This is a genomic window from Bacillus sp. 275 (genome assembly GCF_001999205.1).
Taxonomy (GTDB): domain Bacteria; phylum Bacillota; class Bacilli; order Bacillales; family Bacillaceae; genus Bacillus; species Bacillus velezensis.
Map to the genome: position 1 here is coordinate 1,887,183 of NZ_CP019626.1, position 18,562 is coordinate 1,905,744.

Below are 18,562 nucleotides of genomic sequence, written 5' to 3' on the forward strand. Positions count from 1 at the left end.
TTATTTGTAACGGTACGTAATCCTGCCACGAGTTAAGTCATATGGAGATAATTCTACCGTAACTTTGTCTCCAGGTAAAATGCGAATGAAGTGCATGCGGATTTTACCAGATACGTGAGCCAAAACCGTATGGCCATTTTCGAGTTCAACTTTGAACATCGCGTTTGGCAGTGTTTCGACAATCGTACCTTCCACTTCAATTACATCGTCTTTCGCCATTCAAGTGTTCTCCCTTCTTCAAATCAGTAACTTGCTCTCTGACAAATTTCAAAAGAGAAAATCTCAGTTATCCGTTTGTCACACGCCCTGTTTCGTTTATACTGTTCTGAACTTCCGGAGATACGCAATCATAAAGGGTGAATGATTGATATTCTTTTTCTAAGGAGAATGAAATGTACGCTTTTCTCCGTCTGCTTTAGTACACGATGATGAATCCTCATTCCGATGACAGCAGCTAGCCGGTTTTTCTTCCGACCAATTGTAAACCTACAATCTGCCCAGGTGCGGAATGAAAAACATGTGTCATGGAATTCATTTCATCATCTAGACTTTTGTCAGTATATCAAAACCCGTTTCCGTAATCGCAATCGTATGTTCAAAATGAGCACACTTTTTCCCATCTACCGTTACAACCGTCCAGTTATCAGCCAATGTTTTCACATATCGGCTGCCAGCGTTAACCATCGGTTCTATAGCGAGAACCATACCAGGCTTCAGCCTAGGTCCTTTGTTTGGCGGACCGTAATGAGGAATTTGCGGATCCTCATGCAAGTCTTGACCAACACCATGTCCGACATACTCCCTAACAACTGAAAACTGCTCATTTTCGACATACGTTTGTATTGCGTGGGAAATATTCGACAAACGTTCACCTGGTTTTGCTTCCTTCAAGCCTTTATATAAAGACTCCTCTGTTACTTCCAGCAGTCGTTTATCATCATCACTGATGTTTCCTACCGGATATGTCCAAGCAGAGTCACCATGATAACCATTTAATTTAGCACCGATATCAATGCTGATAATGTCACCGTCACGTAAAACCCTTTTACCGGGTATTCCGTGAACGAGTTCTTCATTAACTGATACACAGATGCTCCCGCGAAACCCATTATACCCCTTAAAAGATGGGATTGCACCCTGCTTCTCAATAAAACGTTCGGCAATTTGATCCAATTCTTTTGTCGAGATTCCTGGTTTAATGTGCTTTTTCATCTCTTCATGAGTCAAAGCCACGATTCGCCCTGCTTCCCGCATGATGCCAAGCTCACGAGGGGTCTTACAGATAATCATTTGCTCAATCCTCCAAGAAGCTCTTTCACATCTTTGTACACGTCGTTAATGTCCTGCTGGCCATTGACGTTGACAAGATACCCTTTCTCAGAATAAAAATCGAGTAAAGGCTGAGTCTGCTTCATGTTGACCTCAAGCCGTTTTGAGACGGTTTCCTCATTATCATCTGCCCGTTGATAAAGGTCTCCTCCGTCTTTATCACAAACACCCGGCGTTTTCGGCGGATTGAAAACCAAATGATAGGTTGTGCCGCAAACACTGCAAATTCTGCGTCCAGTCAAACGTTCCATTAAAGAGTCTTTGTCTACTTTAATGTTAATGACATAATCAATCGGCTTGCCGTATTCCTCAAGAATGTTTTCAAGAGCTTCAGCCTGAGCGACTGTTCGCGGAAATCCGTCCAGAAGAAAACCTCTTTCACAATCATCTTTGCCTAGTCTTTCTTTGACAATGCCGATTGTGACTTCGTCCGGTACGAGCTCGCCTTTATCAATATAAGACTTTGCTTCGAGTCCGAGTGGTGTTTCTTCTTTCATAGCAGCACGGAACATATCTCCCGTTGAGATATGAGGTATCCCATAATCCTCAACAATTCGTTCTCCCTGTGTGCCTTTACCAGCTCCAGGAAGTCCCATTAAGACTAAGTTCATTCGGATTTCCCCCGTCCTCTCTTATTTAGAGGAATGGTTAAAACCAGTCCTCTAATTTTTCATAAATCCTCGGTAATTACGTTTCACTAACTGGCTCTCCAGCTGCTTCATTGTCTCCAAGGCTACCCCGACGACAATTAACAATGATGTTCCGCCAATCTGTGCACTTTGAGGCAATCCAGCGAATTGAATGAAAAAGATAGGAAGAATGGAAATCACGGCTAAGAATATAGAACCCACAAACGTAAGTCGATACAAAATGCTCGTAATTCTATCTTGAGTCATTTTCCCTGGACGAACCCCCGGGATATAGCCACCCTGTTTTTTAAGGTTATCAGCCATTTGTTCAGGGTTTACCTGCACAAAAGCATAGAAGTACGTAAAGGCGATAATTAATGCGACATAAACCGCCATGCCCACCGGATGTGTATTGTCAAAGTTGGCTTGAATCCACTTTGTCACATCGTTCTCTCCGAAAAATGACGCGATAGTACGCGGCGTAATAAGAAACGCAACCGCAAAGATTACCGGAATAACCCCTGCCGGATTCACTTTAAGCGGAAGGTGAGTTGACTGGCCTCCGCCAACAGGTGAACGACCTTGCCCTTTTGCATATTGAATCGCGATTTTGCGTACGGCCTGCTGAATGAAAATAACACCAACAATAACGGCCAAAATCGCAATCACCAGTAAAGCGATTTTTACAATATGAATAAACAGCTGATCGCTGCTGCCGACAAATTGAGTCTCATAAATCTGCCCAACAGTTTTCGGAATACTAGCCACAATCCCCGCGAAGATGATGATCGAAATTCCGTTACCTACTCCATTGGAAGTAATTTGTTCTCCCAGCCACATTAAAAAAGCAGTTCCTCCAGTGAGTACTAAAGCAATAATCAGATATGTCGATATGCCGGATTTTTCAATCAGCATACCGTTTGCCAGGTTGTTAAACCCGTAAGACATACCTAATGCCTGGATAAAACCAAGCACAATTGTAAAATATCTCGTGAACTGAGCTAATTTACGGCGGCCGACTTCACCTTGCTTAGACCACTCGGTAAACTTCGGCACAACATCCATCTGAAGCAGCTGAATGATGATTGAAGCAGTGATGTAAGGCGTAATTCCCATCGCAAAAATGGAGAACTGATAAAGCGCACCGCCGCCAAATGTGTTAAGGAGATCAAAAACCCCCATCGAACTTTGTGTCTGCAACGCCTGAGCATTTACATATGGCACAGGGATAAACGCACCTATGCGAAAGACGATAAGCATGAGTAATGTAAAAATGATTTTATTCCGAATATCACTCACACGCATAAAGTTGGAGATTGTCTTAAACAAGTTAGATCACCTCAGCTGTACCGCCAGCAGCTTCAACAGCTTCTTTCGCAGAAGCAGAGAATTTATTGGCTTTTACAGTTAATTTTTTCTCTAATTTACCGTTGCCAAGAATCTTTACTCCTGCATTAAGTTTGCTAATAACACCAGTCTCAAGAAGAAGTTCAGGAGTGACTTCCGTTCCTTCCGCAAAACCGTTCAATTTGTCTACGTTCACAATAGCGTAATCCTTACGGTTGATGTTTGTAAAACCGCGTTTAGGAAGACGTTGGAATAAAGGCATTTGTCCCCCCTCGAATCCAGGGCGTACACCGCCGCCAGAACGAGCGTTTTGACCTTTGTGACCTTTACCAGCTGTTTTACCGTTACCAGAACCAATACCACGACCTACGCGATTGCGTACTTTACGTGAACCTTCTGAAGGCTTTAATTCATGAAGTTTCATTAGGACACCTCCTTAGCCTATAATTTATTTTTATTGTTCTTTAACAGAAACTAGATGAGATACTTTATTAATCATACCGCGGATCGCAGCGTTATCTTCATGAACGACAGTTTGGTTTGTTTTCTTTAAACCAAGTGTTCTTACAGTAACGCGCTGATCTTCCGGGCGACCGATTACACTGCGTTTGAGGGTAATTTCTAATTTAGCCATTAATGTTCCCTCCTTATCCTAACAGTTCTTCTACAGATTTTCCACGAAGCTTCGCAACCTCTTCGGCACGTTTAAGCTCACTTAAACCTTGAAGTGTTGCACGGATCATGTTGATCGGTGTGTTAGAACCTAAAGACTTAGAAAGGATATCAGCAACGCCAGCAAGCTCAAGTACCGCACGTACAGGGCCTCCAGCGATAACTCCAGTACCTTCAGAAGCAGGTTTCAACAAGATATTGCCTGCACCGAAACGTCCGATGATTTCGTGTGGAATCGTAGTTCCAACCATTGGTACTTCAATCAAATTCTTTTTCGCATCTTCAACAGCTTTGCGGATTGCTTCAGGTACTTCTTGTGCTTTACCAGTACCGAAACCTACGTGACCGTTTTTGTCACCGACAACGACTAGAGCTGCGAAACGGAAACGACGACCACCTTTAACAACTTTCGCTACGCGGTTAACCGTAACTAAGCGTTCTTCTAACTCTAATTTGCTTGGGTCAATACGACGCATAATCATGTGTCCCTCCTTTTTTTATTAAAATTTCAGTCCGGCTTCACGAGCTGCATCGGCCAGAGCTTTTACACGTCCATGGTATAAGTATCCGCCGCGGTCAAATACAACGTCAGAAACACCTTTCTCAGAAGCGCGTTTCGCAACGAGTTCACCGACTTTAGCAGCAGCAGCGCTGTCACCAGTGCTTTCCACGTTCAAATCTTTATCGAGAGTAGAGGCACTAGCAAGTGTAACGCCATTTACATCATCGATGATTTGAGCATAAATGTGTTTGTTTGAACGGAACACATTCAGACGAGGTCTTTCAGCTGTGCCTGAAAGTTTAGCACGAACACGGGCATGTCTTTTTTGACGAGCAGCATTTTTGCTAGTTTTCGTAATCATCCTTAGGTCACTCCTTTCTTCACTTTAAGCGGTCTTACTTAGCAGATTTACCTTCTTTACGGCGAACAACTTCACCTTCGTAGCGGATTCCTTTACCTTTGTAAGGCTCTGGAGAACGTACAGCGCGGATGTTAGCAGCGATAGCTCCTACACGCTCTTTGTCTGTACCTTTTACAACTACTTTAGTTTGAGAAGGAACTTCGATTTCGATGCCCTCTTCAGGAACGATCTCAACAGGGTGAGAGTATCCAACGTTTAAAACAAGTTTGTTTCCGGATTTAGCCGCACGATAACCGACACCGACTAATTCCAAACCTCTTTCAAATCCTTTAGATACGCCTTCAACCATGTTTCCAAGCAGACTGCGAGTCGTACCATGCAGCGCACGGTGCTCTTTGTGATCAGAAGGACGAGTAACTGTAAGCACGTTGTCCTCAATTTTGATTTCCATATCAGGATGGAAAGTACGAGTTAATTCTCCTTTTGGTCCTTTTACAGCTACAGTGTTGCCTTCGTTCAGCGTTACTGTAACTCCAGAAGGGATCTCAAGCAGTTTTTTACCTACACGAGACATACTAAAACACCTCCATTCTTGTTAAACTTCTTACCAAACGTATGCTAGAACTTCTCCACCAGCTTGTTTTGCACGGGCTTCTTTGTCCGTTAAAACACCTTGTGATGTAGAAATAATCGCGATTCCAAGACCGTTAAGTACGCGAGGTACTTCATTTGATTTAGCGTATACACGCAAACCTGGTTTGCTGATTCTTTTAAGACCAGTGATAACGCGCTCGTTGTTTTGTCCGTATTTCAAGAAAACGCGGATGATACCTTGTTTGCTGTCTTCTACGAACTCAACGTCACGAATGAAACCTTCACGCTTTAAAATGTCAGCAATTTCTCTTTTCAATTTAGAAGCAGGAATTTCAAGCTTCTCATGACGTACCATGTTTGCATTGCGAATACGAGTCAGCATATCTGCAATTGGATCTGTCATAACCATTATATAATTACCTCCTTCCCATTCTTGGGGATTACCAGCTGGCTTTTTTCACGCCAGGAATTTGTCCTTTATATGCAAGCTCACGGAAACAAATACGGCAAAGTTTAAATTTACGAATGACTGAGTGCGGACGTCCGCAGCGTTCACAGCGAGTGTACTCTTGCACTTTAAACTTTGGTGTACGTTGTTGTTTCGCAATCATTGACTTTTTAGCCACGATTTCGCCTCCCTTTCATTGATTATTTCTGGAACGGCATACCTACTTGAGTTAATAGCTCACGAGCCTCTTCGTCAGAGTTAGCAGTCGTTACGATAACGATGTCCATTCCGCGAACCTTTGTTACTTTATCGTAGTCAATTTCAGGGAAGATTAACTGTTCTTTGATACCAAGAGTGTAGTTTCCGCGACCGTCGAAAGATTTCTTAGAAATCCCGCGGAAGTCACGTACACGCGGTAAAGATACAGAAATAAGTTTATCAAGGAAATCATACATGCGCTCTCCGCGAAGAGTTACTTTCGCACCGATAGGCATTCCCTCACGAAGACGGAATCCAGCAATTGATTTCTTCGCACGAGTAACGACAGGTTTTTGACCTGCGATAAACGTTAATTCTTCAACAGCACTGTCGATTGCTTTTGCGTTTTGAACAGCATCACCGACACCCATGTTGATTACGATTTTTTCGATTTTTGGCACCTGCATAACAGAGTCGTAGTTGAACTTCGTCATTAAAGCAGGTGAAATTTCTTTATTGTACTTTTCTTTAAGGCGGTTCATGAGATAGACCTCCCTTCCTTTAAATACTATTTATCTAAGACTTGCCCAGATTTTTTTGCAACACGAACTTTTTTGCCATCTTCCACTTTGTATCCTACGCGAGTCACTTCACCTGTTTTAGGATCGAGCGGCATAACGTTTGATACATGAATTGGCGCCTCTTGATTAGAAATACCGCCTTGAGGGTTTGCTTGAGTTGGTTTAGAGTGCTTCTTCACCATGTTTACGCCCTCAACTAGAACGCGGTCCTTTTTAGGGAAAGCAGCAAGGATCGTACCTTGTTTGCCTTTATCTTTACCAGAGATAACCATTACTTTATCGCCTTTTTTCACATGCATCCTGATCGCACCTCCTTGAGTAAGGCATTTATTTCATTAGATAACTTCTGGAGCCAGAGAAACAATTTTCATGAAGTTGTTTTCACGTAATTCACGGGCAACCGGTCCGAAGATACGAGTTCCACGCGGGCTCTTGTCGTCACGGATGATAACACATGCATTCTCATCGAAGCTGATGTATGATCCGTCAGTTCTGCGTGCTCCGCTTTTTGTGCGAACGATAACAGCTCTTACGACTTCACCTTTTTTGACAACGCCTCCTGGTGTTGCTTGTTTAACCGTGCAAACAATTACATCACCAATGTTAGCCGTTTTACGTCCAGAACCGCCAAGAACTTTAATAGTAAGTACCTCACGCGCACCGGAGTTGTCAGCAACTTTTAAACGAGTCTCTTGTTGAATCATTATTTGTTACCTCCCTTCGGAAAAAGAATTCCGAACTTTATTAGATAATAACAGCTTCTTCGACAACTTCTACTAGACGAAAACGCTTAGTTGCAGATAATGGACGAGTTTCCATGATCTTTACGATGTCTCCGATTTTAGCTTGGTTATTTTCATCATGTGCTTTGAATTTCTTTGAGTATTTTACGCGTTTACCGTAAATAGGATCCTTTTTGTATGTTTCAACAACAACAGTGATGGTTTTATCCATTTTGTCAGAAACAACACGGCCTTGGTAAACTTTGCGTTGGTTACGTTCGCTCATGCTCACGACCTCCCCTCAGTGATTATTTGTTGGCAGCAATTTCTCTTTCACGAATCACAGTTTTCATGCGCGCGATAGCTTTGCGCACTTCACGAATGCGAGCAGTATTTTCAAGTTGTCCTGTCGCTAATTGAAAGCGAAGATTGAAAAGTTCTTCTTTAAGAGACTTTACTTTTTGTTCAATTTCAGCAGTGGTAAGGTCACGAATTTCATTAGCTTTCATTTGATTCACCACCAATTTCTTCACGTTTTACGAACTTCGTTTTAATTGGCAATTTGTGAGATGCAAGACGAAGAGCTTCACGAGCTACCTCTTCAGACACACCAGAAATTTCAAATAAAACTTTGCCCGGTTTTACAACAGCTACCCAGCCTTCAGGAGCCCCTTTACCGGAACCCATCCGTACCTCAAGCGGTTTAGCAGTGTAAGGTTTTGAAGGGAAAATTTTAATCCAAACTTTACCGCCACGTTTCATGTAACGAGTCATCGCAATACGTGCAGCTTCGATTTGGCGGTTTGTGATCCAAGAAGCTTCAAGAGCCTGGATACCGTACTCACCAAAATGTACTTCAGTACCGCCTTTAGCGCGACCGCGCATTTTTCCGCGATGCTCTCTGCGATATTTAACGCGTTTTGGTAATAACATATTATTTTCCTCCTTCCTCAGTTTTCTTCTTAGTAGGAAGAACCTCTCCACGATAGATCCAGACTTTTACACCAAGCTTACCGTAAGTTGTGTCAGCTTCAGATGTTGCATAGTCGATGTCAGCACGTAAAGTGTGCAATGGAACAGTTCCTTCACTGTAGTATTCAGAACGAGCAATGTCAGCTCCGCCAAGACGGCCGGAAACCATTGTTTTCACACCTTGTGCTCCAGCACGCATAGTGCGTTGGATTTGTTGTTTCTGCGCACGGCGGAAAGAAATACGGTTTTCTAGTTGACGAGCGATGTTGTCAGCTACAAGCTGAGCATCAAGATCTGCTCTTTTGATTTCAAGAATGTTAATGTGTACACGCTTGCCAGTAAGGCTGTTAAGGGCTTTACGAAGTGCTTCAACTTCAGATCCGCCTTTACCGATTACCATACCAGGCTTAGCAGTGTGGATCGTAATGTTAACGCGGTTTGCTGCGCGCTCGATTTCTACTTTAGAAACAGAAGCGTCAGAAAGGCGTTTGCTAATGAATTCACGAATTTTTAAATCTTCGTGCAGGAAGTCAGCGTAATCTTTACCAGCGTACCACTTAGATTCCCAATCACGAATGACTCCGATACGAAGACCGACTGGATTTACCTTTTGACCCACTACTTATCCCTCCTTCTTTTCTGATACAACGATTGTAATGTGGCTCGTACGTTTGTTGATTTGGCTCGCACGTCCCATAGCACGCGGGCGGAATCTTTTTAACGTTGGGCCTTCGTCAACAAATGCCTGAGAAATAACCAGATTGTTAGCGTCCATCTCGTAGTTGTGCTCAGCATTTGCGATAGCAGATTTTAAAACTTTTTCGATGATCGGAGAAGCAGCTCTCGGAGTTAAGTTCAGGATAGATACTGCTTCGCCTACTTGCTTACCTCGAATCAGGTCCATTACTAGACGTGCTTTACGAGGAGCAATACGGACTGTTCTTGCAACAGCTTTAGCTTGCATTTAAAAGCCTCCTCTCTTAGCGTCTTGTTTTTTTATCGTCACTGGCGTGGCCTTTGTAAGTACGAGTCGGTGCGAATTCGCCCAACTTGTGGCCTACCATGTCTTCAGAAATGAATACAGGCACGTGTTTACGTCCGTCATATACTGCGATAGTGTGACCGATAAATTGTGGGAAAATAGTTGAACGGCGAGACCAAGTTTTTACAACTTGTTTCTTGTCCGTTTCATTTAATTTCTCGATTTTTGTCATCAAGTGTCCATCGACAAATGGTCCTTTTTTCAAGCTGCGAGCCATTTTGGAACCTCCCTTCGTGATTGCACTACGGTCCGAAATGAACCGTAGACAACCCCGTTATTTATTTTTACGACGACGTACGATAAATTTATCAGATTTGTTCTTTTTCTTACGTGTCTTGAATCCAAGAGTCGGTTTGCCCCAAGGAGACATTGGTGATTTACGTCCGATTGGCGCGCGACCTTCACCACCACCGTGCGGGTGATCGTTAGGGTTCATTACAGAACCGCGTACTGTAGGGCGGATGCCTTTCCAGCGAGAGCGTCCTGCTTTACCAACGTTGATAAGTTCGTGCTGCTCGTTACCTACTTGACCGATAGAAGCGCGGCAAGCAGAAAGGATCATGCGAACTTCACCAGAGTTAAGACGTACAAGAACGTATTTGCCTTCTTTACCAAGAACCTGAGCAGATGTACCAGCTGAACGTACAAGCTGTCCGCCTTTACCAGGTTTTAATTCAATGTTATGCACAACTGTACCAACAGGGATGTTGATAAGCGGAAGTGCGTTACCTACTTTGATGTCAGCTTCAGGGCCGGACATGATTTCAGTACCTACTTGAATTCCTTTTGGTGCAAGAATGTAACGTTTTTCTCCGTCTACATAGTTGATTAGTGCAATGTTAGCTGAACGGTTTGGATCGTACTCAACTGTAGCAACGCGTCCAGGTATACCATCTTTATCGCGTTTGAAGTCGATAACACGGTATTGGCGTTTGTGTCCGCCACCTTGGTGACGTACAGTCAATTTACCTTGGTTGTTACGTCCGCCTTTTTTGTGAAGGGGCGCAAGCAAGGATTTTTCCGGCTGGTCAGTCGTGATTTCAGCAAAATCTGAAGTTGTCATGCCACGACGTCCGTTAGAGGTCGGTTTATACTTTTTAATCGCCATTTTGAATTTCCCTCCTTCTTTTTACAGATAATTAAGCTTCAAAAATTTCGATTTCTTTGCTGTCTGCAGTAAGTTTTACGATCGCTTTTCTGCGACGGCTAGTCATACCAGTGTAGCGGCCGACACGTTTTGATTTCCCTTTGTAGTTCATGATGTTGACTTTGTCAACTTTCACTCCAAAGATACTTTCAACTGCATCTTTCACTTCTGTTTTATTAGCTCTTACATCAACTTCAAAAGTATATTTTTTTTCAGTCATTAAATCAGCAGAACGTTCAGTAATGACGGGGCGCTTAAGAACATCACGAGGATCTTTCATTATGCAAGCACCTCCTCTACTTTTTCAACCGCAGCTTTTGTAATCAGAAGCTTCTCGTGGTTGACAACGTCTAACACGTTGATTCCGTTAGCTTGAACAACTGTAACTCCAGGGATGTTGCGTGCAGAAAGAGATACTGCTTCGTTTGCATCCGCAGTTACGATTAAAGCTTTTTTCTCAACAGATAATCCTTTAAGGATAGCTGCCATTTCTTTTGTTTTAACCGTATCAAGAGTAAGATCTTCAAGAACAATGATGTTGTTGTCGTTCACTTTAGAAGACAATACTGATTTGATTGCCAAGCGGCGAACTTTTTTAGGTAATTTGTAAGAATAGCTGCGTGGTGTTGGGCCGAATACGACACCACCTCCGCGCCATTGCGGTGAACGGATTGAACCTTGACGGGCACGACCTGTACCTTTTTGACGCCATGGTTTGCGACCTCCGCCGCGTACTTCAGAACGATTTTTTACTTTGTGAGATCCTTGACGTAAGGAAGCTCTTTGCATAAGAATAGCGTCGAATACTACGCTCTCATTTGGCTCAATTCCAAATACAGACGCGTTTAATTCGATATCACCAGCAGTAGAACCGTTTTGGTTGTATAATGCTACTTTTGGCATGATCAATTTCCTCCTTTCCTAAGAGACTTATTTAGATTTAACAGCACTTTTAACAGTGATTAAAGTTTTTCTCGCACCAGGTACGTTACCTTTAATCAAAAGAAGATTGCGCTCAGCATCTACTTTTACGATTTCAAGGTTTTGGACAGTGATTTGATCTCCGCCCATGCGTCCAGGTAATAGTTTACCTTTGAATACACGGTTAGGATCTACAGGTCCCATTGAACCAGGACGACGGTGGTAGCGTGAACCGTGAGACATAGGTCCGCGAGATTGTCCGTGGCGCTTGATTGCACCTTGGAAACCTTTACCTTTAGATACTCCTGTTACATCTACGATTTCTCCTGCAGAGAAAATTTCAACCTTGACTTCCTGACCAATTTCATACGCATCCATATCCACGCCGCGTAATTCTTTAACGAAGCGCTTAGGAGCAGTTTCCGCTTTTGCAACGTGTCCTTTTTCCGGTTTGTTTGAAAGCTTTTCACGCTTATCGTCAAAACCAAGCTGGATCGCTTCATAGCCATCATTTTCAGCTGTTTTCTTTTGAAGAACAACGTTTGGAGCTGCTTCAATAACAGTTACCGGGATAAGATCACCGTTCTCTGCGAATACTTGCGTCATACCAATTTTTCTTCCTAAGATTCCTTTGGTCATTCGTCACACCTCCTATTAAGATCATTCTATATTTTAGAATTAAAGTTTGATTTCGATATCGACACCAGATGGTAAGTCTAATCGCATGAGAGCATCAACAGTTTGTGGTGTTGGGTTCACAATGTCGATTAAACGTTTATGTGTACGCATTTCAAATTGCTCACGAGAATCTTTGTATTTGTGCACCGCACGAAGGATTGTGTAAACTGATTTTTCAGTTGGCAACGGAATCGGACCAGATACGCTGGCACCAGAACGTTTTGCCGTTTCAACAATCTTCTCTGCAGATTGATCAAGGATTCTATGATCATATGCTTTTAAACGAATACGAATTTTTTGTTTTGCCATTATTTTCCCTCCTTTTCGCCTACATCACGTTAGACAGTTCTCCGCGAGAAAAACCTGATCACCTTGCCATGGCAAAGCGGCCGGGTGTGTCAGCAACCTCTCACTTCATCGCAGTCAAAGACCAACATACACTATTATACAGAAAATAGACGTATGTTGCAAGGTTTATTTAAAGAACCTTGTGGTTTTCACACTTTGATTATTATACAGGTGATACCATGATTAATCAAGGATATGCCTGTTTTCTTTCAAAGATGGAACGATGCGAACCGGCTGACAACTTCGGCAAAGCGATCCGGTTCCTCCAAATGAGGCGAATGGGCTGAGTTCTCAAACCAATGCCATTCTTTATACGGCGCATCAACCTTCTGATAATATTCATAAGACGTCGTCCCCGGGACCGTCAAATCGTATCTCCCTGACATAAAACAGCACGGTATTATAATAGAAGAAACTGATTCCCCGGCATTAAAGAAAATGAGATCCTCCCACAGGTGTTTCAGGCTGAACATTTGTCCCCGCGCGGCTAAGAAACTCCCTCTCACACCGTACGGTTCACCAAACAGCATTCGCCCCCCTGCTTTAAGAGCACCGATCGGATGATGGGTAAAGCCCCCTCCCCTCATCTCGATACAAAGCAGAAACAACGTTCGCTGCAGCTGTTTCTCCCATGGAGGCGCTCCGATAAAGCTAAGCGTCTTTTCCAGCAGGAAATGTTTGCGTCGCCTGCTCCATTCCATCATCAGCCGGTAAGCTTCCGTTTCTTCCTTTTGAATATTAACCACCTGACTGATACCGATATACGCATAATACAAATCAGGCCTCTCTTGAAGAACATGAAGCGCCAGAACTGAACCCCACGAATAGCCGGCGATATATATTTTTTGCCTGCTGAATTGCTTGCATAAGCGTTCGGTCAAATGAATGGTATCGGCTGTCAGCTGATCCAAGGTCATAGATGAAGCCGGAATTTCCTTTGAATAAGAGAGACCCGCCCCTCTCTGATCCCAGTTCACAACGGTGAAATGCTTTTCCAGCTTATTTTGGTATTTTCTCGCATAGCCGATTTGAGGCGTGCCGGGACCGCCGTGCAAAAACAAAAGCAGCGGATTACTCCTGTCATCACCATTAATCATAATGGTTTGTTCACTGCCATTAATCAGCAATTGCTGAAGCATTGAAATACGATTGGTTTTCTTGAAGTTATCGTTCATCGCTCTGCTCCTAAAATTTGTATACGTTCTATTATACATGGAATCAGCGGGGAAACAAAAAAACGAGGCCCCATAAGGGACCCCGCATTAATGAACGAGTCGATTACTCAGTGATTGTAGAAACAACGCCTGAACCAACTGTACGTCCGCCTTCACGAATAGAGAAACGAGTTCCTTCTTCGATAGCGATTGTAGAGATAAGTTCAACGATCATTTCAGTGTTATCTCCAGGCATAACCATTTCTACGCCTTCTGGAAGATTGATGATACCAGTTACGTCAGTTGTACGGAAGTAGAACTGAGGACGGTAGTTAGAGAAGAATGGAGTATGACGTCCACCCTCTTCTTTAGAAAGAACGTAAACTTCAGCTTTGAATTTGCTGTGTGGAGTGATTGTACCTGGTTTAGCAAGTACTTGTCCACGTTGGATATCTTCACGAGCTACACCGCGAAGAAGTGCACCGATGTTGTCTCCAGCTTCAGCGTAGTCAAGAAGCTTACGGAACATTTCAACACCTGTAACAGTTGTTTTGCTGTTTTCTTCTTGAAGACCGATGATTTCAACTTCGTCACCGACTTTAACTTGTCCGCGTTCTACACGGCCAGTAGCAACTGTACCACGACCAGTGATTGAGAATACGTCCTCAACCGGCATCATGAATGGTTTGTCAGTGTCGCGTTCTGGAGTTGGGATGTACTCGTCAACTGCAGCCATAAGTTCAAGAATTTTTTCTTCGTACTCAGCGTCACCTTCAAGAGCTTTAAGAGCAGAACCTTTAACAACTGGTACATCATCACCAGGGAAGTCGTATTCGCTAAGAAGATCGCGAACTTCCATTTCAACAAGCTCAAGAAGCTCTTCGTCGTCTACCATGTCGCATTTGTTAAGGAATACTACGATGTATGGTACACCAACGTTTTTAGAAAGAAGGATGTGCTCACGAGTTTGTGGCATTGGGCCATCAGCAGCAGATACTACAAGGATAGCTCCGTCCATTTGCGCAGCACCAGTGATCATGTTTTTAACATAGTCAGCGTGTCCTGGGCAGTCAACGTGTGCATAGTGACGAGTGTCAGTTTCGTACTCAACGTGTGCAGTAGAGATTGTGATACCGCGCTCACGTTCTTCTGGAGCACCATCAATTTGATCGTACGCCATAGCTGTACCTTTACCAGATTTCTTATGAAGTACTGTTGAGATAGCAGCAGTTAATGTTGTTTTACCATGGTCAACGTGTCCAATTGTACCGATATTGGCATGTGATTTGGAACGGTCGAATTTTTCTTTAGCCATTCTAAAATCCTCCTTAAGAGCTTTTAATTAGTAATGTATAGAGTGATAGAAAGTGAAAGCAAGCTCTCACTTCCTCATCTTACAATAGTAGTTATACTTGAGTTAAGTGGCAAAATCAATTATTCGCCTTTATTTTTTTTGATAATTTCTTCAGCGATGCTCTTCGGCACTTCTTCGTAGTGATCCATGAACATTGTGAACGTACCGCGTCCTTGCGTGTTAGAACGAAGGGCAGTAGCGTAACCGAACATTTCAGCAAGAGGTACCATCGCACGCACAACTTGAGCGTTACCGCGAGCTTCCATACCTTCTACGCGTCCGCGACGAGAAGTAACATCACCCATGATGTCTCCCATGTATTCTTCAGGAATAACAACTTCAACTTTCATGATTGGTTCAAGAAGAACTGGGTTACATTTGCTGACTGCATTTTTCAATGCCATAGAAGCAGCGACTTTAAACGCCATTTCGTTTGAGTCAACATCATGGTAAGATCCATCAAAAAGTTTCGCCTTGATGTCGATTAGCGGGAATCCGGCTAGGACACCATTTTCAAGAGAGTCTTCAAGACCTGCTTGTACGGCTGGGATGTATTCACGAGGAACAACACCACCGACGATTGCGTTTTCGAATTCAAAGCCAGCGCCTTCTTCGTTCGGTTCAAATTCGATCCAAACGTGACCGAACTGACCGCGTCCGCCTGATTGACGTACGAATTTACCTTCAACTTTTGCACCGGTACGGAATGTCTCACGGTACGCAACTTGAGGAGCACCAACGTTAGCTTCAACTTTGAACTCACGCTTCATACGATCAACAATGATATCAAGGTGAAGCTCACCCATACCAGAGATGATTGTTTGACCCGTTTCAGGGTTTGTTTGTGTACGGAATGTAGGATCTTCTTCAGCAAGTTTCGCTAAAGCGATACCCATTTTATCTTGGTCAGCTTTTGATTTAGGCTCAATCGCTACGTCGATAACAGGCTCTGGGAATTCCATTGATTCAAGGATTACAAGATCCTTCTCATCACATAGAGTATCTCCAGTAGAAGTATCTTTTAGACCTACAGCAGCTGCGATGTCTCCAGCGTAAACAGTAGAGATCTCTTCACGGCTGTTTGCGTGCATTTGAAGGATACGTCCTACGCGCTCACGCTTGCCTTTTGTAGAGTTCTTTACATATGAACCGGAATCAAGTGTACCGGAATATACGCGGAAGAATGTCAGCTTACCGACATAAGGGTCAGTCATAACTTTAAATGCAAGTGCAGAGAATGGCTCTTCATCAGAAGAATGACGAACGATCTCTTCATCTGTGTCAGGACGTACACCTTTGATTGCAGCAACATCAGTTGGCGCAGGAAGGTAGTCAAGAACAGCATCAAGTACAAGCTGAACACCTTTGTTTTTGAAAGCAGATCCAACAAGTACAGGGTAGAATTCAACATTCAGTGTACCTTTACGGATAGCAGCTTTCAGTTCAGGGATAGTGATTTCTTCACCTTCAAGGTACTTTTCCATAAGCTCTTCATCAAGCTCAGCTACAGCTTCAATCAGGCTGCTGCGAAGCTCTTCAGCTTGCTCTTTGTACTCTTCAGGGATTTCTTTCGCATCTGAACGAGTTCCAAGGTCATCTTCGTAGAAATACGCAACGTTTTCTACTAAGTCGATGATACCTTCGAAGTTGTCTTCAGCGCCGATCGGCAATTGAATTGCGTGAGCGTTAGCTTGAAGACGGTCTCTTAAAGTGCCTACAGAGTAAAGGAAGTCTGCGCCGATTTTGTCCATTTTGTTGACAAATACAACGCGCGGCACTCCGTAAGTTGTTGCTTGGCGCCATACTGTTTCTGTCTGAGGCTCAACACCTGATTGAGCATCAAGTACGGCAACCGCACCATCAAGTACACGGAGTGAACGTTCAACTTCAACTGTGAAGTCTACGTGTCCCGGTGTATCGATGATGTTTACACGGTAACCTTTCCACTGTGCAGTCGTTGCTGCAGAAGTGATTGTGATACCGCGTTCTTGTTCCTGCTCCATCCAGTCCATTTGCGAAGCACCTTCGTGAGTTTCGCCAATTTTGTGGATACGGCCTGTGTAGAACAAGATCCGTTCTGTAGTAGTCGTTTTACCGGCATCGATGTGAGCCATGATCCCGATATTACGAGTTTTTTCTAAGGAGAACTCTCTTGCCATTGGGTAATTTCTCCTTCCTTATTAGGGAATTATTATTTTGATTATATGAATCCTACCAGCGGTAGTGAGCAAATGCTTTGTTCGCTTCTGCCATCTTGTGAGTGTCTTCACGTTTCTTAACGGCAGCACCAGTGTTGTTAGCTGCATCAAGAATTTCGTTAGCCAGGCGCTCTTCCATTGTTTTTTCTCCGCGAAGACGCGCATAGTTAACCAACCAGCGAAGACCAAGAGTTGTACGGCGTTCAGGACGAACTTCTACAGGCACTTGGTAGTTAGCTCCACCTACACGGCGTGCTTTTACTTCAAGTACAGGCATGATGTTTTTCAATGCTTGTTCGAAAACCTCCATTGCATCATTGCCAGTGCGTTCTTTAATGATATCGAATGACTTGTATAGGATTGTTTGAGATTTACCTTTTTTACCGTCGATCATCATTTTGTTGATCAGGCGGGATACCAGCTTAGAGTTGTAAAGCGGATCAGGTAAAACATCTCTTTTTGCTACAGGACCTTTACGTGGCATCTGAATATCCTCCCTTCATAGTTTTAATGATTTATTTGATTACTTTGCTTTAGGACGTTTCGTACCGTATTTAGAACGGCCTTGCGCACGGTTTTCAACTCCGGCAGTATCAAGTGCGCCACGAACGATGTGGTAGCGTACCCCCGGTAAGTCTTTTACACGTCCGCCGCGGATCAGTACAACGCTGTGCTCTTGCAGGTTGTGACCGATACCAGGAATGTAGGCAGTAACCTCGATTCCGTTAGTCAAACGAACACGAGCATATTTACGAAGTGCTGAGTTCGGTTTTTTCGGTGTCATTGTACCCACACGAGTACATACCCCGCGTTTTTGTGGAGAAGATACGTTAGTGTGCTCTTTTTTAAAGCTGTTGTATCCTTTGTTTAGTGCAGGTGACTTAGAGTTTTCAACTTTGCTCACGCGTCCCTTGCGAATTAGCTGATTAATTGTAGGCATGTTGTGTTCCTCCCTTCATTACGTTTTATAACCCACATACCCAGGTGGTTCATCATTAGGCAAAAAACAATGTCTTTACACAAGATTGATATCTTATATAAAAACAAAAAGTACGCTATAACATAATGGCAACAGCTGCTGCTCCCACTTCAATTCCGCAGGCTTTGCCGAGCTTTTTCATGGAATCCACCATACAGACAGCGGTATTTTGGTTCTTTGCAAGCTGGATAACGCCAGCTGTAAGAACTGAATCCGCGTCTTTTGCCACGACGACTTCCTTCACTGAACCTCGTTTTAGAGCTTTCACTGTTTGCTTCGTACCAATAATAATTGATTTGGCCTGTGATACTTTATCATAAGACATAAACATATCCTCCAAAGTAACAGGTTTTATTTCGAGCACCTTGGTTATATTATCACTCTGC

At 43.4% G+C, this 18,562-nt stretch carries 31 protein-coding genes and 1 pseudogene; all 32 read right to left on the reverse strand.

Features of this window, described 5'->3' with window-relative positions; translation table 11 throughout:
* The 32 genes and pseudogenes from infA to BZ167_RS09010 all read right to left on the reverse strand — a co-directional run bounded on the left by infA (position 1) and on the right by BZ167_RS09010 (position 18,501).
* The gene (gene infA, locus BZ167_RS08855) at positions 1 to 219 is read right to left on the reverse strand and encodes a translation initiation factor IF-1 (protein ID WP_003156508.1); all 219 of its coding nucleotides are present in this window, start codon (positions 217 to 219) and stop codon (positions 1 to 3) included.
* Positions 197 to 479 (reverse strand): annotated as a pseudogene (locus tag BZ167_RS20510) (KOW domain-containing RNA-binding protein). Before BZ167_RS20510 ends, infA begins: the two are co-directional and overlap by 23 nt.
* Before the next feature lie 64 nt (positions 480 to 543).
* Positions 544 to 1,290 carry a type I methionyl aminopeptidase gene (map, locus tag BZ167_RS08865; RefSeq protein WP_007410408.1) on the reverse strand — a complete coding sequence of 249 codons (747 nt, stop codon included), beginning with the start codon at positions 1,288 to 1,290 and terminating at the stop codon, positions 544 to 546.
* The gene (locus BZ167_RS08870) at positions 1,287 to 1,940 is read right to left on the reverse strand and encodes an adenylate kinase (RefSeq protein ID WP_007410407.1); all 654 of its coding nucleotides are present in this window, start codon (positions 1,938 to 1,940) and stop codon (positions 1,287 to 1,289) included. The genes map and BZ167_RS08870 overlap by 4 nt, the downstream gene beginning before the upstream one ends.
* A gap of 51 nt (positions 1,941 to 1,991) precedes the next feature.
* A complete protein-coding gene (gene secY, locus BZ167_RS08875; protein WP_007410406.1) occupies positions 1,992 to 3,287 on the reverse strand; it encodes a preprotein translocase subunit SecY in 1,296 nt (431 codons plus the stop codon).
* Between the two features lies 1 nt (position 3,288).
* A complete protein-coding gene (gene rplO, locus BZ167_RS08880) occupies positions 3,289 to 3,729 on the reverse strand; it encodes a 50S ribosomal protein L15 (RefSeq protein ID WP_007410405.1) in 441 nt (146 codons plus the stop codon).
* A gap of 30 nt (positions 3,730 to 3,759) precedes the next feature.
* Positions 3,760 to 3,939: a 50S ribosomal protein L30 gene (rpmD, locus tag BZ167_RS08885; protein WP_003156497.1), complete on the reverse strand. Its 180-nt coding sequence runs from the start codon at positions 3,937 to 3,939 to the stop codon at positions 3,760 to 3,762.
* Positions 3,940 to 3,952: 13 nt separating this feature from the next.
* Positions 3,953 to 4,453 carry a 30S ribosomal protein S5 gene (gene rpsE, locus BZ167_RS08890; protein ID WP_003156493.1) on the reverse strand — a complete coding sequence of 167 codons (501 nt, stop codon included), beginning with the start codon at positions 4,451 to 4,453 and terminating at the stop codon, positions 3,953 to 3,955.
* 24 nt (positions 4,454 to 4,477) lie between these two features.
* A complete protein-coding gene (gene rplR, locus BZ167_RS08895; RefSeq protein WP_003156492.1) occupies positions 4,478 to 4,840 on the reverse strand; it encodes a 50S ribosomal protein L18 in 363 nt (120 codons plus the stop codon).
* A gap of 34 nt (positions 4,841 to 4,874) precedes the next feature.
* Entirely contained in the window at positions 4,875 to 5,414 is a 540-nt protein-coding gene (rplF, locus tag BZ167_RS08900; RefSeq protein ID WP_003156490.1) for a 50S ribosomal protein L6, read from the reverse strand.
* Positions 5,415 to 5,444: 30 nt separating this feature from the next.
* Positions 5,445 to 5,843: a 30S ribosomal protein S8 gene (rpsH, locus tag BZ167_RS08905; protein WP_003156489.1), complete on the reverse strand. Its 399-nt coding sequence runs from the start codon at positions 5,841 to 5,843 to the stop codon at positions 5,445 to 5,447.
* 31 nt (positions 5,844 to 5,874) lie between these two features.
* Complete coding sequence (gene rpsN / locus BZ167_RS08910; RefSeq protein ID WP_003156488.1) at positions 5,875 to 6,060, reverse strand: 30S ribosomal protein S14; 186 nt, start codon at positions 6,058 to 6,060, stop codon at positions 5,875 to 5,877.
* A gap of 22 nt (positions 6,061 to 6,082) precedes the next feature.
* Positions 6,083 to 6,622: a 50S ribosomal protein L5 gene (gene rplE, locus BZ167_RS08915; RefSeq protein ID WP_003156487.1), complete on the reverse strand. Its 540-nt coding sequence runs from the start codon at positions 6,620 to 6,622 to the stop codon at positions 6,083 to 6,085.
* A gap of 26 nt (positions 6,623 to 6,648) precedes the next feature.
* A complete protein-coding gene (gene rplX, locus BZ167_RS08920; protein ID WP_003156486.1) occupies positions 6,649 to 6,960 on the reverse strand; it encodes a 50S ribosomal protein L24 in 312 nt (103 codons plus the stop codon).
* A 36-nt stretch (positions 6,961 to 6,996) separates the two neighbouring features.
* Positions 6,997 to 7,365: a 50S ribosomal protein L14 gene (gene rplN, locus BZ167_RS08925; protein ID WP_007410404.1), complete on the reverse strand. Its 369-nt coding sequence runs from the start codon at positions 7,363 to 7,365 to the stop codon at positions 6,997 to 6,999.
* 40 nt (positions 7,366 to 7,405) lie between these two features.
* A complete protein-coding gene (gene rpsQ, locus BZ167_RS08930) occupies positions 7,406 to 7,669 on the reverse strand; it encodes a 30S ribosomal protein S17 (protein WP_003156484.1) in 264 nt (87 codons plus the stop codon).
* A 22-nt stretch (positions 7,670 to 7,691) separates the two neighbouring features.
* Entirely contained in the window at positions 7,692 to 7,892 is a 201-nt protein-coding gene (rpmC, locus tag BZ167_RS08935) for a 50S ribosomal protein L29 (protein WP_003156482.1), read from the reverse strand.
* Positions 7,882 to 8,316 (reverse strand): 50S ribosomal protein L16, encoded by a 435-nt coding sequence (gene rplP / locus BZ167_RS08940; protein WP_003156478.1) that lies wholly within the window; start codon positions 8,314 to 8,316, stop codon positions 7,882 to 7,884. The genes rpmC and rplP overlap by 11 nt, the downstream gene beginning before the upstream one ends.
* A gap of 1 nt (position 8,317) precedes the next feature.
* Entirely contained in the window at positions 8,318 to 8,974 is a 657-nt protein-coding gene (gene rpsC / locus BZ167_RS08945; protein WP_003156476.1) for a 30S ribosomal protein S3, read from the reverse strand.
* Between the two features lie 3 nt (positions 8,975 to 8,977).
* Positions 8,978 to 9,319 carry a 50S ribosomal protein L22 gene (rplV, locus tag BZ167_RS08950; RefSeq protein WP_003156475.1) on the reverse strand — a complete coding sequence of 114 codons (342 nt, stop codon included), beginning with the start codon at positions 9,317 to 9,319 and terminating at the stop codon, positions 8,978 to 8,980.
* Between the two features lie 16 nt (positions 9,320 to 9,335).
* On the reverse strand, positions 9,336 to 9,614 hold the full coding sequence (gene rpsS, locus BZ167_RS08955) for a 30S ribosomal protein S19 (RefSeq protein WP_003156472.1): 279 nt from the start codon (positions 9,612 to 9,614) through the stop codon (positions 9,336 to 9,338).
* A 57-nt stretch (positions 9,615 to 9,671) separates the two neighbouring features.
* The gene (rplB, locus tag BZ167_RS08960) at positions 9,672 to 10,505 is read right to left on the reverse strand and encodes a 50S ribosomal protein L2 (protein ID WP_003156470.1); all 834 of its coding nucleotides are present in this window, start codon (positions 10,503 to 10,505) and stop codon (positions 9,672 to 9,674) included.
* Positions 10,506 to 10,536: 31 nt separating this feature from the next.
* On the reverse strand, positions 10,537 to 10,824 hold the full coding sequence (gene rplW / locus BZ167_RS08965) for a 50S ribosomal protein L23 (RefSeq protein ID WP_003156467.1): 288 nt from the start codon (positions 10,822 to 10,824) through the stop codon (positions 10,537 to 10,539).
* Entirely contained in the window at positions 10,824 to 11,447 is a 624-nt protein-coding gene (gene rplD, locus BZ167_RS08970) for a 50S ribosomal protein L4 (RefSeq protein ID WP_007615239.1), read from the reverse strand. Before rplD ends, rplW begins: the two co-directional genes overlap by 1 nt.
* A gap of 27 nt (positions 11,448 to 11,474) precedes the next feature.
* A complete protein-coding gene (gene rplC / locus BZ167_RS08975; RefSeq protein ID WP_007410402.1) occupies positions 11,475 to 12,104 on the reverse strand; it encodes a 50S ribosomal protein L3 in 630 nt (209 codons plus the stop codon).
* A gap of 39 nt (positions 12,105 to 12,143) precedes the next feature.
* Positions 12,144 to 12,452, reverse strand: a complete 309-nt coding sequence (gene rpsJ, locus BZ167_RS08980; protein ID WP_003156464.1) for a 30S ribosomal protein S10 — start codon at positions 12,450 to 12,452, stop codon at positions 12,144 to 12,146.
* Positions 12,453 to 12,700: 248 nt separating this feature from the next.
* A complete protein-coding gene (locus BZ167_RS08985) occupies positions 12,701 to 13,666 on the reverse strand; it encodes an alpha/beta fold hydrolase (RefSeq protein ID WP_015416676.1) in 966 nt (321 codons plus the stop codon).
* Between the two features lie 103 nt (positions 13,667 to 13,769).
* Positions 13,770 to 14,960, reverse strand: coding sequence for an elongation factor Tu (gene tuf / locus BZ167_RS08990; RefSeq protein ID WP_007410400.1), 1,191 nt, complete (start codon positions 14,958 to 14,960; stop codon positions 13,770 to 13,772).
* A 119-nt stretch (positions 14,961 to 15,079) separates the two neighbouring features.
* Positions 15,080 to 17,158, reverse strand: coding sequence for an elongation factor G (fusA, locus tag BZ167_RS08995; protein ID WP_007410399.1), 2,079 nt, complete (start codon positions 17,156 to 17,158; stop codon positions 15,080 to 15,082).
* 52 nt (positions 17,159 to 17,210) lie between these two features.
* Positions 17,211 to 17,681, reverse strand: coding sequence for a 30S ribosomal protein S7 (gene rpsG / locus BZ167_RS09000; RefSeq protein WP_003156447.1), 471 nt, complete (start codon positions 17,679 to 17,681; stop codon positions 17,211 to 17,213).
* Positions 17,682 to 17,720: 39 nt separating this feature from the next.
* Positions 17,721 to 18,137 (reverse strand): 30S ribosomal protein S12, encoded by a 417-nt coding sequence (rpsL, locus tag BZ167_RS09005; RefSeq protein ID WP_003156445.1) that lies wholly within the window; start codon positions 18,135 to 18,137, stop codon positions 17,721 to 17,723.
* A gap of 115 nt (positions 18,138 to 18,252) precedes the next feature.
* A complete protein-coding gene (locus tag BZ167_RS09010; protein WP_003156443.1) occupies positions 18,253 to 18,501 on the reverse strand; it encodes a 50S ribosomal protein L7ae-like protein in 249 nt (82 codons plus the stop codon).
* Positions 18,502 to 18,562: the final 61 nt, after the last annotated feature.